General features: G+C 35.9%; 11 protein-coding genes. 7 read left to right on the plus strand and 4 right to left on the minus strand.

What is annotated here, in order from left to right; genetic code table 11:
- The coding region (locus B6C84_RS11545) for a hypothetical protein (RefSeq protein WP_165755145.1) at window positions 1–603 on the plus strand (603 nt) is incomplete at its 5' end.
- A gap of 1,181 nt (window positions 604–1,784) precedes the next feature.
- The gene (locus tag B6C84_RS02805; RefSeq protein WP_034901766.1) at window positions 1,785–2,081 is read left to right on the plus strand and encodes an ArsR/SmtB family transcription factor; all 297 of its coding nucleotides are present in this window, start codon (window positions 1,785–1,787) and stop codon (window positions 2,079–2,081) included.
- Window positions 2,082–2,134: 53 nt separating this feature from the next.
- Here B6C84_RS02805 and B6C84_RS02810 read toward each other — a convergent pair whose 3' ends face one another.
- Both B6C84_RS02810 and rlmKL read right to left on the minus strand, forming a co-directional pair.
- Window positions 2,135–3,505 (minus strand): MFS transporter, encoded by a 1,371-nt coding sequence (locus tag B6C84_RS02810; RefSeq protein WP_086354066.1) that lies wholly within the window; start codon window positions 3,503–3,505, stop codon window positions 2,135–2,137.
- 242 nt (window positions 3,506–3,747) lie between these two features.
- Window positions 3,748–5,868: a bifunctional 23S rRNA (guanine(2069)-N(7))-methyltransferase RlmK/23S rRNA (guanine(2445)-N(2))-methyltransferase RlmL gene (rlmKL, locus tag B6C84_RS02815; RefSeq protein ID WP_086354067.1), complete on the minus strand. Its 2,121-nt coding sequence runs from the start codon at window positions 5,866–5,868 to the stop codon at window positions 3,748–3,750.
- Window positions 5,869–6,169: 301 nt separating this feature from the next.
- On the opposite strand from rlmKL, the gene B6C84_RS02820 reads away from it, so the two are divergent.
- The 3 genes from B6C84_RS02820 to B6C84_RS02830 all read left to right on the plus strand — a co-directional run bounded on the left by B6C84_RS02820 (window position 6,170) and on the right by B6C84_RS02830 (window position 8,133).
- On the plus strand, window positions 6,170–6,478 hold the full coding sequence (locus B6C84_RS02820; RefSeq protein WP_065578488.1) for a hypothetical protein: 309 nt from the start codon (window positions 6,170–6,172) through the stop codon (window positions 6,476–6,478).
- A 204-nt stretch (window positions 6,479–6,682) separates the two neighbouring features.
- The gene (locus B6C84_RS02825; protein WP_065650983.1) at window positions 6,683–7,333 is read left to right on the plus strand and encodes a hypothetical protein; all 651 of its coding nucleotides are present in this window, start codon (window positions 6,683–6,685) and stop codon (window positions 7,331–7,333) included.
- 8 nt (window positions 7,334–7,341) lie between these two features.
- Window positions 7,342–8,133, plus strand: a complete 792-nt coding sequence (locus B6C84_RS02830; protein ID WP_065650982.1) for a hypothetical protein — start codon at window positions 7,342–7,344, stop codon at window positions 8,131–8,133.
- A gap of 173 nt (window positions 8,134–8,306) precedes the next feature.
- Here B6C84_RS02830 and glmS read toward each other — a convergent pair whose 3' ends face one another.
- Together glmS and glmU are read right to left on the minus strand one after the other, a co-directional pair.
- Window positions 8,307–10,139, minus strand: a complete 1,833-nt coding sequence (gene glmS, locus B6C84_RS02835; RefSeq protein WP_065650981.1) for a glutamine--fructose-6-phosphate transaminase (isomerizing) — start codon at window positions 10,137–10,139, stop codon at window positions 8,307–8,309.
- Window positions 10,140–10,142: 3 nt separating this feature from the next.
- Window positions 10,143–11,525: a bifunctional UDP-N-acetylglucosamine diphosphorylase/glucosamine-1-phosphate N-acetyltransferase GlmU gene (gene glmU / locus B6C84_RS02840; RefSeq protein ID WP_065650980.1), complete on the minus strand. Its 1,383-nt coding sequence runs from the start codon at window positions 11,523–11,525 to the stop codon at window positions 10,143–10,145.
- 138 nt (window positions 11,526–11,663) lie between these two features.
- Between glmU and hemG the strand changes: the two genes are divergently transcribed.
- Both hemG and typA read left to right on the plus strand, forming a co-directional pair.
- Window positions 11,664–12,209, plus strand: a complete 546-nt coding sequence (hemG, locus tag B6C84_RS02845; RefSeq protein ID WP_174565017.1) for a menaquinone-dependent protoporphyrinogen IX dehydrogenase — start codon at window positions 11,664–11,666, stop codon at window positions 12,207–12,209.
- 154 nt (window positions 12,210–12,363) lie between these two features.
- Window positions 12,364–14,187 carry a ribosome-dependent GTPase TypA gene (gene typA / locus B6C84_RS02850; protein ID WP_065578484.1) on the plus strand — a complete coding sequence of 608 codons (1,824 nt, stop codon included), beginning with the start codon at window positions 12,364–12,366 and terminating at the stop codon, window positions 14,185–14,187.
- Window positions 14,188–14,203 lie beyond the last annotated feature (16 nt).

The following is a 14,203-nucleotide window of genomic DNA, read 5'->3' on the forward strand; positions in this document are numbered from 1 at the left end:
GGTATTACGGCGACGATGACCGATTCACCAGGCCACCACTACAACAACTACTACAGCATTCGAGTCACCCTAACTGGTCCTGTTGTTACACGCTCGCAATGGAATTCAGTTAATCCAGGTAGAATCGCCAGACCATCTTTACCGCAGGTGTTTGAGTTAGTCGGTCGTGATAGCAGTGGTAATGCGGTGGTCAAATATGGATTTGAGTTAAAGCAGTGGTTTATTCATCGTGGTAATAAGAGGGCTTGGGGTAATGGAGATTGGTGTACTAGTATAGGAGGATATCGTAATGTTAAGGTTCAAGATTTAACAAATGCGTCTTGTCAGGGAGTTGGTGCAAATTCTAGCACCTGCCGAAGTGCAACGCCTACGTCACCTGATGATGAAATGCGGCGTCACATTGGTGCAGGATTTTTCACGGAATGGGGGGCGATGGGCTACTATACTGCCGGTTTCTACGACAGCTATGTGACGACAGATGGTAATGGTCGAGAGTTTGCTCGTCGTGGGTTTTTTGAGGTTCACTCGGGTAATGGTAGGGTGTCTGAAGTTTTTAGCTACTACGAAGGCAACAAAGGAAACGTAGCCTGTGTCTATCCTTAGCTATTATTTTTTAGTTCTTAGATATTAAAGCTGAGGATAAGAAAAATAACGTTAGGGCGATAAAAAGCGATTTTGTGGCGCGACATTGGCAATGTGCTGACAACTGAGTGAGGTTAGCATGGCAAACAGGGATGTTTGCCAAGGCGGTGCTTTGTCAGGAACAAATCACCGCCGGTGCGTTAAGAGCGAACGAAGGCGGAAGGCAGTCACATCGTGACCACTTGCGTAGTCGCCGCGGGAGATTGTAAAGAGGGTTCGCGCCAACCCTCTTAACTCGGACGTATTCACCGTATAGAAACAACCACAAAACAACAAAACGTCCGAAACTCAAACAACCAAAAAAATTGAGGAACGAGGTTTTTAAAGTCTAAAATCCCGCCCAAGTTTCCCCGAAATCGGTTTTAAAACTAAAATTAGCTTGCTATAAACATAAGAGTTTATTTTGGCAAATAAGTTTGGTGTATTTAATTTAGCGACATTCGCAATGTGCTGACAACTGAGAGAGGTTAGCATGGCAAACAGGGATGTTTGCCAAGGCGGTGCTTTGTCAGGAACAAATCACAGCCGGTGCGTTAAGAGCGAACGAAGGCGGAAGGCAGTCACATCGTGACCACTTGCGTGGTCGCCGCGGGAGATGGTAAAGAGGGTTGGCGCCAACCCTCTTAACTCGGACGTAATCACCGTATAGAAACAACCACAAAACAACAAACGTCCGAAACTCATCGAACCAAAAAAATTGAGGAACGAGGTTTTTAAAACTTAAATTCCTACTTATTGTTAACCCTTTTTTTAAACTTAAAATAAAGTATTTAAAAATCAATATGTTGAAAAATGGCTCAAAAAAAGGGTTTTTATTGGTAAAAATGGACTTTGCCTTTTTGCCAACTGCATTTATAGTATATCGAGTTCTAGTTCACTACCGTGTAGGTAGTTTAGAAAATTATTGAATATCCTGAAACGATAAACATAGGGTTCACTACCGTGTAGGTAGTTTAGAAAGTTATCGAAAATGCCACAAGGGGTGATGTGATGTTCACTACCGTATAGGTAGATTAAGATTAATTAAAATTATAACACTCGAAATCCACCAAACTAGAAAAGTTTAGTAAAGGAGTTTTTTAGGTGAATAAATTCACCACATGTTATAATCATGTTTAATTATAATTAACTCTGTAAATATGATGAATAATAGTACAATTGATAACCAATTAAATGAAAAAATGGTGCTTATTTTCAAAGCATTATCAGATCCGGTTAGAATAGAAATCATTAAATATTTAAAAAGTATAGAAACAGAGGTTATCTGTGGTGAAATTGGTCAAGCAGTTGGTATTAGTAAACCCTCAGGAACTTATCATTTTAGGTTATTACAACAAGCAGAATTAATTAATGTAAGAAAGAGTGCTAGGGAAAAATATGTGTGGCTTAATAAATCAACATTTGATAAATATGTTACCGGTTTTTTTGATAATCTTTAAAATACTCAAATATTGATTTATTGTTGAATTTATCGCTTTGATTTTATCAAATATTATTTTTTATCCCTTGCAGTTAACCTTATTGAAAAAAATATTCCTAATAATGATATCAGACCAGCAGTAATAATAACTGCATCAAATCCTTCGGCAAAAGCTGTTGAATTAGTGGTTCCGCCGAAAATATTAAATACAATTACGCATATTGTGGTACCTATTGCGCCACCAAATAAGCGAAATATATTATATATTCCAGATGCTTTCCCTAAATATATTGGTTCGACAGCGCTTAACACCGCTTTTTGCAGAGCCGGTCCTGCCATCGAAAGTCCCATACCAGCGATCATTAAAGGTATTGCCATTGCTATATATGAATCAGTTATATTAAATAAAAAAATAATTAATAGATAACCGATCCCCTGTAAGAATAATCCTAATGTTGCAATAATCCTTTCGCCAAATCTATCTACAGCGCTGCCTGCAAAAGGTGCGATAACGACTAATGTTGCTGTCCAAGGTAATAATTGTAATCCCGCCACTAGTGGATTAACGTTTTCTAGTACTAAAAAAAATTGTGGCAAAAAGAATAACACGCCAAACATTGAGGCATATAATAAAAAAGTTGCGATATTACCGTTAGTGAATACTTTTGAATGAAATAATATCAACGGAATCATAGGGGTAGAACTTATTTTTTGCCTAACAATAAATAAAATAGCTAGTGCGAGGCTAGATAATCCGGTAATAATGGTTATAACGTGTGTGGTATTTGTGGTTATGGTGGATAATGACCATATTACTCCGGCGGAAGAGATGGCAATAAGCAGAATATCAATAAAGTTCAACTTATCATCCTTACCTTTACTTTCAGGTAATAAATTATGAGCAAAATAGATTGTTATTATTCCAATAGGCAAATTAATCCAAAATATCCATTGCCATGATAAAGTTGCGACAATAAATCCGCCTAAAACTGGCCCGACAATTAGTGCTAAACCACCAATGCCACTCCATATTCCTAAAGCTTTTCCACGTATATCAACGGGTAATGAATGCGTTAGAATTGCCATGGACATTGGTGTCATAACACAAGCACCAACAGCCTGTATCATTCGAGATATAATTAGTTCAGTAATACTATTCGATAAAGCACAAAATATAGAAGCAATAGTGAAAATCGCAATACCAATCAGATAGACTTTTTTTCTGCCTATTTTTTCGCCCAGTGTTACACCAACCAGTAGTAATGCCGCTATGGTTATATTATAAATGTTCAACAACCACTGTAATAAATTTACCGATATTTGAAAATCATTTCTTATGGCGGTAGTGGCTGTGGTAACTATCATTGAATCGATCATTGACATGAAAAATCCTAAAGAAGTTAAAATAATGATAGCTGATGAATTAACCTTTCTTTCTTGCATATTGTCAACTTCCTGCTTGGCTATATTGGGCAAAATAATTTCCTTAATTTGGATTTTTTAATCTATTAGGCTATATGGTATCTAATTTATTTGAGTTTATAGTTTAATAGTTCATTAGTTATTTAACTATTTTACCATTTAAATGAATTAAAACAAACAGAATAGCTAATTGTTAAGATAAATTTGATTCAATTATTTTTGAAGATGGAAGAATTTACCGCCTTGCGGCGGTATTTTATTTATTATTGATGTTTAACGATAAAACAGCAGTGGATCTGTTTATTGCGTTTAAAATCAAGTGATAGAGTTTTATCGGTGATATCTTTAAATGTTAGCCCTAGTTTTTGCATACCGTCGCTATCCATTTTGAAGCCTCGTTTATTGTTTGAAAATACTATTACCCCATTTGGTCTAAGTAAGCGTTTTAAATCACTCATTAATTTTAGATGATCACGCTGAACATCAAAGGTATCGTTCATCCGTTTAGAGTTGGAAAATGTTGGAGGATCGATAAAAATCAGATCAAACTGTTCATCCGCCTGCGATAAATAGAGTAAGCAGTCGGCTTGTATCAATCGATGGTTTTTTCCGGTTAAGCCATTTTGTTTTAAATTACGATCAGCCCATTCTAAATAGGTGCGTGACATATCAACGGTCGTGGTCGATTTTGCGCCACCAAGACCGGCATAAACGGTTGCGCTACCTGTGTAGGCAAATAGATTTAAAAAGTCTTTACCCGCGCTCATTTGGCCGATCATTTTTCTGGCTAAGCGGTGATCCAAAAATAAACCGGTATCTAAATAATCGACCACATTAACCCAAAACTGCGTTTTTTGCTGGTTTATAGGATATTCATGGACTAAGAAGTAATCCTGTTTTTGCCCGAGTTTTTGATATTGTTGTTTACCTTTTTGCTTTTCACGAGTTTTTAGTACCAATTGGTCGGCAGTTAACTCCAGTACTGACATAGTGGCATTAATAATATCAAATAGTCGTTGTCGCGTTTTTTGTGGATCAATATTTTTGGGTGCGGCATATTCTTGTATCACAATTTTGTCTTTATAACGATCGATAGCCACGTTATATTCAGGTAAATCTGCATCGTAAAGGCGATAACATTCAAGTTGTTCTTGGCTTGCCCATTTTGCAAATCTTTGGCAATTTTTACGTAGACGATTGGCAAAATCGGCTGCAGGTAAATTTGGTGACGTAACTGGCTTATCGACTTGACGATCAGCAATGGTATAATTTTTTTGTACACAATCTAAAGGCCCATTTTTGGCTTTAAACTGTTTGTCGGCTCGCATTTGCAAACAATCTAACAGTTGTGGAGCGCCACTAAATAGCGATAGTCGCCACCCTGCAAATTGTTGCTTAATTTGACGACCAAGTGCAGAGTGCAGGGCAACCAATGCAGGTTCACTTTCTAATCGCTCACCATAAGGCGGATTGCTGATGATCATGCCATGTATCTGGTGCTCAAATGGATTAGTTAATTGAGTCACATCCTGCACAGCAAAAGTAATTAAGTCACCAACTCCAGCTTGGATAGCATTTTGCTTGGCGCGCTCTAACACCGCAGGGTTATTGTCATAACCAATGAAAGGCGTTGTCGCTTTTTTTACATTGTGCTTGGCCGTGAAGAGTAACTCATTCCAAAGTGTTGGATTAAATCCTTGCCAAGCAAAAAATCCCCACTGTTTACGTAACAGTCCAGGTGGAATGTTAGAGGCCATCATTGCAGCTTCAATTAGTAAGGTTCCTGAACCACACATTGGATCGATAAGAGGTTCATCTGTTTGCCAGCCAGAGCGGCGAATAATTGCTGCAGCTAAGTTCTCTTTTAATGGTGCTTGGCCTGTTTGTTGACGATAACCACGTTGATGTAGGCTTTCACCACTTAAATCTAACGATAGGGTAACTCGATTTTTGTTGAGATAAGCATGTAAACGAATATCTGGATTTTGTTTGGCAACATTTGGGCGTTGATTGGTTTGACGCATAAAGTGATCAACAATAGCATCTTTGATCTTTAATGCTCCATATTGGCTATTGCGAATAAAGTCATTAACGCCAACAAAGTTGATAATAAATGAGTTATCGACCGCAAAAATATCGCTCCATTTGATATTCATCACACATGAATAGAGATCTAAATCGCTATAAATATCAAACTCAGCAATCGGCAATAGAATCCGAGAAGCCAAACGAGACCATAATAATGATTGGTACATGGTTGATTGATCAGCGTCAAAGTAGACACCACCTTGCGACACTTTACAATTTATCGCGCCAATATTTTCTAACTCTTGTTTTAATAACTCTTCAAGCCCGCGAGAGGTGCTGGCAAATAGCGTTTTCATGCATAATCCACTTAACAATAAAATTGCAGGCATTATACCGACTAATTGCAACAGTGGGAAATGGTCAAACTAAACAATCTATAAACAAATAGAAAATAAGCAGAATCATGATAATTTATACAAAGGTATGGGTTTTGAAAGTTTATTTTTATATAAATTAACTGTTAGTTAATATAAGTGGAAATTGTTTTATCTATTTATCATAATTTGTTAATATACATAGGCTTTGGTTTCAGATTAATTTTATAATAAATTATTTAATTAGTAGATTTAATTAAGCATCTTTTTGGATAGAGGTAAAATGAAAGTACTATCAATTGTTGGATTAATTATAGCTATAATATCTGTTTTTATTCCATTTTTCGGTTTAATTTTAGCTATGTTATGTAGTTTTTTGGCGTTAATTACTTTTGTTAAACAACCGAATATTTCTGGTACTATTTTTGGTATTAATATCTTTAGCACAGCATTTATGTCTCCAGTATTAGCTTCTATGGCCGCAGATTCAGGAATTGGTATTTATCTATTTTTTGTTATATATCATGTAGTAATGATGTTCAATGCATTTATTTTATTTTTAATTTTCCGCAAAAAAAACACTGCGGCATAATCCCCCACCTAGATTGAAAAATCAATTTGCTAACTAACCTTGAGAATTTATAAAGTTTATTAAGTAATTGATTAGTAAAAGTTAATACTTACTCTATTTTTATCAATCCAATTTAACAACGTGTATAATCGATTGCGTGTATAATCAGTAAAGATTGTATAACATTTGTAACGCTAAAATAATGGATATAGGAATGTGTTAGGTATGAAAAAATTAATATTTATAGTGTTATTTACTTTTAGTTATTATTCTTATGCTGAAAGTAAAGTTGGCCAGCATATATTAATTACAAATACATATAATTGGATGTTATATCCAATGTTAATACCGAATAAAAAACCAATCGTAAAACAAAAAATCATAATGAATTTATTAGATACAAATAAAACAATTCATACAATGATTACATCAAACGCAAACGGCCTGATTGAAAAAGTATTTATTAATGATGAGACACAAAATATGAGTATCGATTTTAGTAATAAAACAATTCAAGGCTCAGGTTTAGATGGATTGATTGAGTTAGATAACAATAATTATATTACTACTATTTTGGATAAAAATAATGAACAAATTGTATCTATTTCCCATCAGGGCAGCATTTCTTATAATCAATATGGCGAAGTATTAGAAAGTATTACAAAGACATCTGTTCTTAAAAGTGGTAAATCTCAAGCGAGTAATTCACTAGATTTAAATATCAAAAAGTCAGATAGTAAAGAAGAGAACTTGATACTTAGTGATTTTAAATGTGTTTATTCAAATCATAATGAATGTGGTGATTGGACGAGTGGTTATTGTATGACGAAGGATGAGATAAAAAGAATTACATTTACTCGTGAATTAAAATATTAGGATGCAAGATGAAAAAATTTTTATTAGTAGTATGCTGTTTTTTTAATTTTTATGCCTTCGCATCCGTTGATGATGAACGTAACCATATTCGTGTTACTAATAATTATCTCTTTCTTCTTTTTCCTGAGTATATTCCGCATTCTGTTCCCATAAAAAAACAAGAATTACTTCTTAAAAATATCCAACCAACATCTTCTGTCAGTAATTTAGAAGTATATTCAGATGATAATGGTCTTATTATAGAAGAATCTGCTCCTGATAAAAAAGGTCTGATTATGGATTATAAGATGCAAGTTTTAACACGAAATGAAAAAGGAACTTTCGTTAATTATTCAGTGCAGTTTGATGATCAAAAAAACGTTACAGAAATTAAAGATTCTAACCAAAAAATAACTTCTTATTATAAATATGATGAACAGGGAAAATTGATTTCTTCAAATGAAAATGTAGATGGGAAAAATTATATAGGTACTTATTTATATGATAAAAACAATAATCTTATTCAGCATAACGAGCGAGAAATTGAAACTATTAGGTCCAAAAAGATACTTACTTTTCTGTCAACAAATTTATATTATTATGATGATGAAAATAGATTGGTTTCTTCCATTTCAAAACAGGAGGATCCTTTATTAAATGGAAAAACGGCATCGTTACCAAAAGATATCAATGAGTCTAAATATCGAACATTTACTTGTTACTATAGTCAATATAATGAACACGGTGATTGGACTATTAGTCAATGTTTTAACGGTGATAATGAATTAGATATGTCTATAACACGAAAATTAGAATATTAGTCTGCATAAGGCAAAAAACTGATAGCGAGGGAGCTAAGTCTTACTAGTTATTATACGTATGCTGAAGTAGGTGGAGAGCTGTTTAATAATTATCTAATTGATTTAATGTGAGAACTTTAATTTTGATGATGATACCAAAATATACATTAAGTCCTCACATTTGATCTAATAAATTACTCTACGGTCACCGATTTTGCTAGGTTACGAGGTTGGTCGACATCGGTACCTTTAATTAGGGCGACATGGTAAGCAAGTAATTGCGTCGGTACTGTGTAGTAGATTGGCGCAGTAAGTTCTTCAATATGGGGTAAGTTGATAATATGCATAGTATCGTCGCTAACAAAACCAGCATCTTGCTCAGCAAACACATAAAGTTGACCACCACGGGCACGCACTTCTTCAATATTGGCTTTGAGTTTTTCAAGTAAGTCATTCGTTGGCGCCATAACAATAACTGGCATATCTGCATCAATTAACGCTAAAGGCCCATGTTTTAATTCACCAGCTGCATAAGCTTCGGCATGAATATAGGAGATCTCTTTTAGCTTTAATGATGCCTCTATAGCGATTGGATATTCATCGCCACGACCTAAAAATAGTGCATGATGTTTATCGACAAAATGACCAGCAAGTTTTTTGATTACAGGTTCGGCCATTAATACTTGTTCTATACGGTTTGGTAAAGTTTGTAATGCATGGACGATTGCTTGTTCAGTGATTTCTGCCATATCATTAAGTCGGCCTAACTTAGCCACTAACAGTAATAATACCGTCAATTGTGTGGTAAATGCTTTGGTTGAGGCGACACCAATTTCAACGCCAGCTTTGGTTAGTAAAACCAAATCAGCTTCTCGAACTAAAGTCGATGCTGCCACATTACATACCGCAAGAGTGCTTAGGTAATTGTTCTGTTTAGCTAAGCGTAAAGCAGCAAGGGTATCGGCAGTTTCCCCCGATTGTGATAGGGTGATAAATAAACTGTTTTTGCGACGAGCTGGTTTTCGATAACGAAATTCCGAGGCAATTTCGACATCACAAGGAATGCCGGCTAAGGATTCAAACCAATAACGAGCAACCATGCCTGCATTATAAGCTGTGCCACAGGCAACAATTTGGATGTGTTCAACTTGCTTGAGAATATGTTCAGCATTTGGGCCTAGTTCTGATAAATCTACTTTGCCATGAGCCATGCGACCTTCTAAGGTATTTTTAATCGCATTCGGCTGTTCATAAATCTCTTTTTGCATGTAATGGTTAAAACCTGCTTTGCTGCCAGCATCATATTTGGCATCTGATTCAATGCAAGGGCGATTTATTTGATTAAAATTTTTGTCATAAATCGTTACTGAACGTTGAGTGACAAGCGCTATATCACCTTCTTCTAAGAAGATAAACTGCCGAGTTACTGGTAATAAAGCCAGTTGATCTGAGGCAATAAAGTTTTCGCCAATGCCACAACCAATAACAAGTGGGCTACCAGAACGTGCGGCAACTAGAATATCAGGATTTCGAGTGTCCATAATTACTGTACCATAAGCACCTCGTAAGAGTGGAATGGCTTTTTGCACAGCTTCTAATAAGGAACACTCTTCAGTGCTGATGATGTCATGAATTAAGTGGGCAATGACTTCAGTATCTGTTTCTGAACGGAATTGGTAACCTTTCGCGATAAGTTTTTCACGAAGTGGTTCGAAATTTTCGATAATTCCATTATGTACAACGGCAATAAAGTCGGATATATGTGGGTGCGCATTATGTTCAACTGGTTCACCATGTGTTGCCCAGCGAGTGTGGGCTATACCGGTTGAACCGGCAACTGGTTGTTCGTTTACCGCATCTTTAAGCGCTTGTACTTTTCCTACCCGCCTTATTCGTTGTAATTCACCTGTTGGTGAAATAATAGCAAGTCCGGCAGAATCATAACCACGATATTCTAATCTCTTAAGTCCTTCTAATAAAATATCTGCCACATCACGCTTAGCGATTGCACCTACAATACCACACATCGTTTATCCCTCTTTCGATTTCGTTGGTCTTTTCCAACCCGCAAGTTGTTTTTGTTTTACACGACTAACCACTAATTCATTGTCGTTAACATCGTTAGTAACTGTTGTGCCAGCCGCAATAGTTGCTCCTTTACCTATTTTGACTGGGGCAATAAGTTGGCTGTCAGATCCAACAAAAACATCATCTTCGATAACTGTTTTAAATTTATTAGCACCATCATAATTACAGGTAATTGTGCCTGCGCCAATGTTGACATTACTGCCAATTTCACTGTCACCTAAATAACTTAAATGTCCGGCTTTGGTTGCATGGCCAAGATGAGCTTTTTTCAATTCAACAAAATTACCAACATGGGCATGATCATCTAGTTTGCTGCCAGGTCTTATTCTGGCAAATGGTCCGATAGTACAGTGCTGAGCAATAATCGAATCTTCAATCACCGAGTATGGACTAATTTCGCTGTTATCGGCGATGGTGCAGTTTTTCAAAATACAGCCTGCACCGATAATGACATTATTTCCTAATGTCACATCGCCATGAATAATCACATTTGTATCAATGATGACATCTTTACCATGAGTTAATTTTCCTCGTAGATCAAAACGGGCTGGATCAAGTAAAGTTACTCCAGCAAGTAATAATTGCTCGGCTTGATACTGTTGATAATGGCGTTCTAAAGTTGCTAACTGTAATCGATTGTTGACGCCTTCAACTTCAAATCGCTTTATTGGATGTGAAGTTAAAATTTCATAACCATCTTGATGTGCAAAGGCAATAATATCGGTTAAGTAATACTCTTTTTGCGCATTGTTATTGGTTAAACGCGCTAACCACTGCTTAAGTAATTTGCCTGTAACTAGCATAATACCAGTATTAATTTCGGTGATTTTTTGTTGTTCGGCATTGGCATCTTTTTGTTCAACGATAGCCACAACTTTACCATCTTTACGTTCGATTCGACCATAGCCAGTTGGGTCATCTAAAATCACTGTTAATAAGGCAATACCTTGTTTGGGTTTACTAGCAATAAGATTTTGCAAAGTTTCAACTGAGATAAGTGGAGTATCGCCATATAAAATTAATATATCTTCATCATCTTGAATGTAAGGGATAGCTTGTTGAACCGCATGTCCTGTCCCTAATTGTTCAGCTTGATAAACAAGTTGCACCGGCTGATTTTGTAACGATTTTTCAAGTTCGTTTTTGCCATGCCCATAAACAATATTGATGCGATTAGTATTAAGTTGTTGAACTGTATCAATAACATGTTGTAACATCGGCTTACCGCCGATTTTATGTAAAACTTTAGGTAGGTTGGAATACATCCGTGTGCCTTTTCCTGCCGCCAAAATAATAGCACTACGTTTTGGAGGTGAAATTGCCATAATCAGTTCCGGTCTGGTTAAATAAGGCTAATACTATAATCAAAGTTTTCCATGAAATCACCCCGAAATTATTAATTTTTATCCTAAAAAAAGAATTATTGATATTTACCAAGAGTTTTAATAAAAGGAAGCATTGTTATGAATAGCATTATCAAGGTTTTATTGCTTTATACCACTCATGAAAAGCAAACCTTTAAAATCATGCAGCGAATAAAAACACAGCTTGCCGGTAAATGTGATTGTGATTTGATTGAGTTACTACCAGATAGCCACATAGATCTTACTAATTACCAAGCGGTATTAATTGGTTGTTCTATTCGCTATGGTTTTTATAGTAAAACCATGAAGAAATTTATTGATACTAATTTTGCGCAATTAAATACGCTTAAATCGGGATTCTTCGGTGTGAATGTGGTGGCAAGAAAACCGCATAAAAATACGCCTGAAACGAATATATATACTAAAAAATTCTTAGCTAAAATTGCCTGGCAACCAACGATTAAAGCGGTATTTGCTGGGGCACTTTATTATCCAAAATATAATTGGTTTGATCGTAATATGATTCGCTTTATTATGTGGTTGGGTAAAGGTGATACCGATGTGACTAAAGAAGTGATCGAGTACACAAATTGGGACAAAGTAGATGAGTTTGCTCATCAATTTGCGACACTTATCAATGAGTAATCTTAGTTATCTCTATAAAATAAGTCAGTATTTTCGTTAAATATCAAGTCTTAAAGTTCTTTTTAAGAAACTTTGTGATATAGATCAACATTTTTACTAAAAAGGTGTACAATATTGCGCCTATAGAATTTATCTCCTAATTGGGATTTTAATTGTGATTGAAAATTTAAGAAATATAGCCATTATTGCTCACGTTGACCATGGTAAAACAACCTTGGTTGATAAATTATTAAAACAGTCTGGTACGCTTGATAATTTACGTGGTGACGACAATGAAAGAATAATGGACTCTAATGCGCTTGAAAAAGAGCGTGGTATTACTATTTTAGCTAAAAATACCGCTATCGATTGGAATGGTTATCGTATTAATATTGTTGATACTCCAGGACATGCCGATTTTGGTGGTGAAGTTGAACGTGTAATGTCAATGGTTGATTCGGTATTATTGCTGGTTGATGCAATGGACGGACCAATGCCACAAACACGTTTTGTTACCCAAAAAGCGTTTGCTTATGGTTTAAAACCGATTGTTGTTATCAATAAAGTTGACCGTCCAGGCGCTCGTCCTGATTGGGTTGTCGATCAAGTATTCGATTTATTTGTAAATCTAGGTGCAACTGATGAACAGCTTGATTTCCCAATTGTTTATGCATCAGCATTAATGGGATTTGCAGGACTTGATCATGAAGATATGGCTGAAGATATGACGCCATTATTTGAAGCAATTGTTGAACATGTTGAGCCACCAGCAGTTGACTTAGATGGTCCTTTCCAAATGCAAATTTCACAACTTGATTATAATAACTATGTTGGTGTTATTGGTATTGGTCGTATTAAACGTGGTCGTGTTAAACCAAATCAACAAGTCACTATTGTTGATAGTGAAGGTAATAAACGTACTGGTAAAGTAGGCCAAGTATTAGGTCATTTAGGTTTACAACGTTATGAAGCCGAAGTTGCTGAAGCAGGTGATATTATTGCGATCACTGGTTTAGGTGAACTCGGTATCTCTGATACGATTTGTGATAATAGTTGCGTTGAAGCATTACCAGCATTAAGTGTTGATGAACCAACTGTTACTATGTTCTTTAATGTTAATAGCTCACCATTTGCTGGCAAAGAAGGTAAATATGTGACTTCACGTCAAATTCTTGAGCGTTTAAACAAAGAACTGGTACATAATGTGGCATTGCGTGTTGAAGAAACTCCAGATCCAGATGCATTTAAAGTTTCTGGTCGTGGTGAGTTGCACTTATCGGTTCTTATCGAAAATATGCGTCGTGAAGGTTATGAGCTTGGGGTATCACGTCCTAAAGTTATCTATAGAGAAATCGATGGTAAAAAGCAAGAACCTTTCGAACAAGTGACTTTAGATATTGAAGAACAGCACCAAGGTTCAGTGATGGAAGCTTTAGGTCTACGTAAAGGTGATTTAACCAATATGTTACCTGATGGTAAAGGACGTGTGCGTTTAGATTATGTTATTCCAAGTCGTGGTCTTATTGGTTTTAGAACTGAATTTATGACGATGACCTCAGGTACTGGTTTACTTTACTCAACATTTAGCCATTATGATGATGTACGTCCAGGTGAAATCGGCCAACGTAATAATGGTGTAATGATTTCGAACGGTACAGGTAAAGCGTTAGCTTATGCACTTTATAGCTTACAAGATCGCGGTAAATTATTCCTTGGTCATGGTGCAGAAGTGTATGAAGGACAAATTATTGGTATTCATACCCGCTCAAATGATTTAACCGTTAACTGCTTAACTGGTAAAAAATTAACTAACATGCGAGCATCGGGTACTGATGAAGCCACTACGCTTTCGCCACCAGTTAAAATGACATTAGAACAAGCATTAGAATTTATTGATGATGATGAATTAGTAGAAGTTACACCATTATCTGTACGTTTGCGTAAACGTCATTTAACTGAAAATGATCGTAAACGAGCATTCAGAAGCAATAAAGAGTAATGTCAGTAAAAAACTA

The organism is Gilliamella apis, assembly GCF_002142155.1.
GTDB classification, from domain to species: Bacteria; Pseudomonadota; Gammaproteobacteria; order Enterobacterales; family Orbaceae; genus Gilliamella; species Gilliamella apis.

Coding starts and splice junctions, on each gene's coding strand:
- B6C84_RS02805 (WP_034901766.1), top strand. CDS start 1,785: ATGAATAATAGTACAATTGATAACCAATTAAATGAAAAAATGGTGCTT.
- B6C84_RS02810 (WP_086354066.1), bottom strand. CDS start 3,505: ATGCAAGAAAGAAAGGTTAATTCATCAGCTATCATTATTTTAACTTCT.
- rlmKL (WP_086354067.1), bottom strand. CDS start 5,868: ATGAAAACGCTATTTGCCAGCACCTCTCGCGGGCTTGAAGAGTTATTA.
- B6C84_RS02820 (WP_065578488.1), top strand. CDS start 6,170: ATGAAAGTACTATCAATTGTTGGATTAATTATAGCTATAATATCTGTT.
- B6C84_RS02825 (WP_065650983.1), top strand. CDS start 6,683: ATGAAAAAATTAATATTTATAGTGTTATTTACTTTTAGTTATTATTCT.
- B6C84_RS02830 (WP_065650982.1), top strand. CDS start 7,342: ATGAAAAAATTTTTATTAGTAGTATGCTGTTTTTTTAATTTTTATGCC.
- glmS (WP_065650981.1), bottom strand. CDS start 10,139: ATGTGTGGTATTGTAGGTGCAATCGCTAAGCGTGATGTGGCAGATATT.
- glmU (WP_065650980.1), bottom strand. CDS start 11,525: ATGGCAATTTCACCTCCAAAACGTAGTGCTATTATTTTGGCGGCAGGA.
- hemG (WP_174565017.1), top strand. CDS start 11,664: ATGAATAGCATTATCAAGGTTTTATTGCTTTATACCACTCATGAAAAG.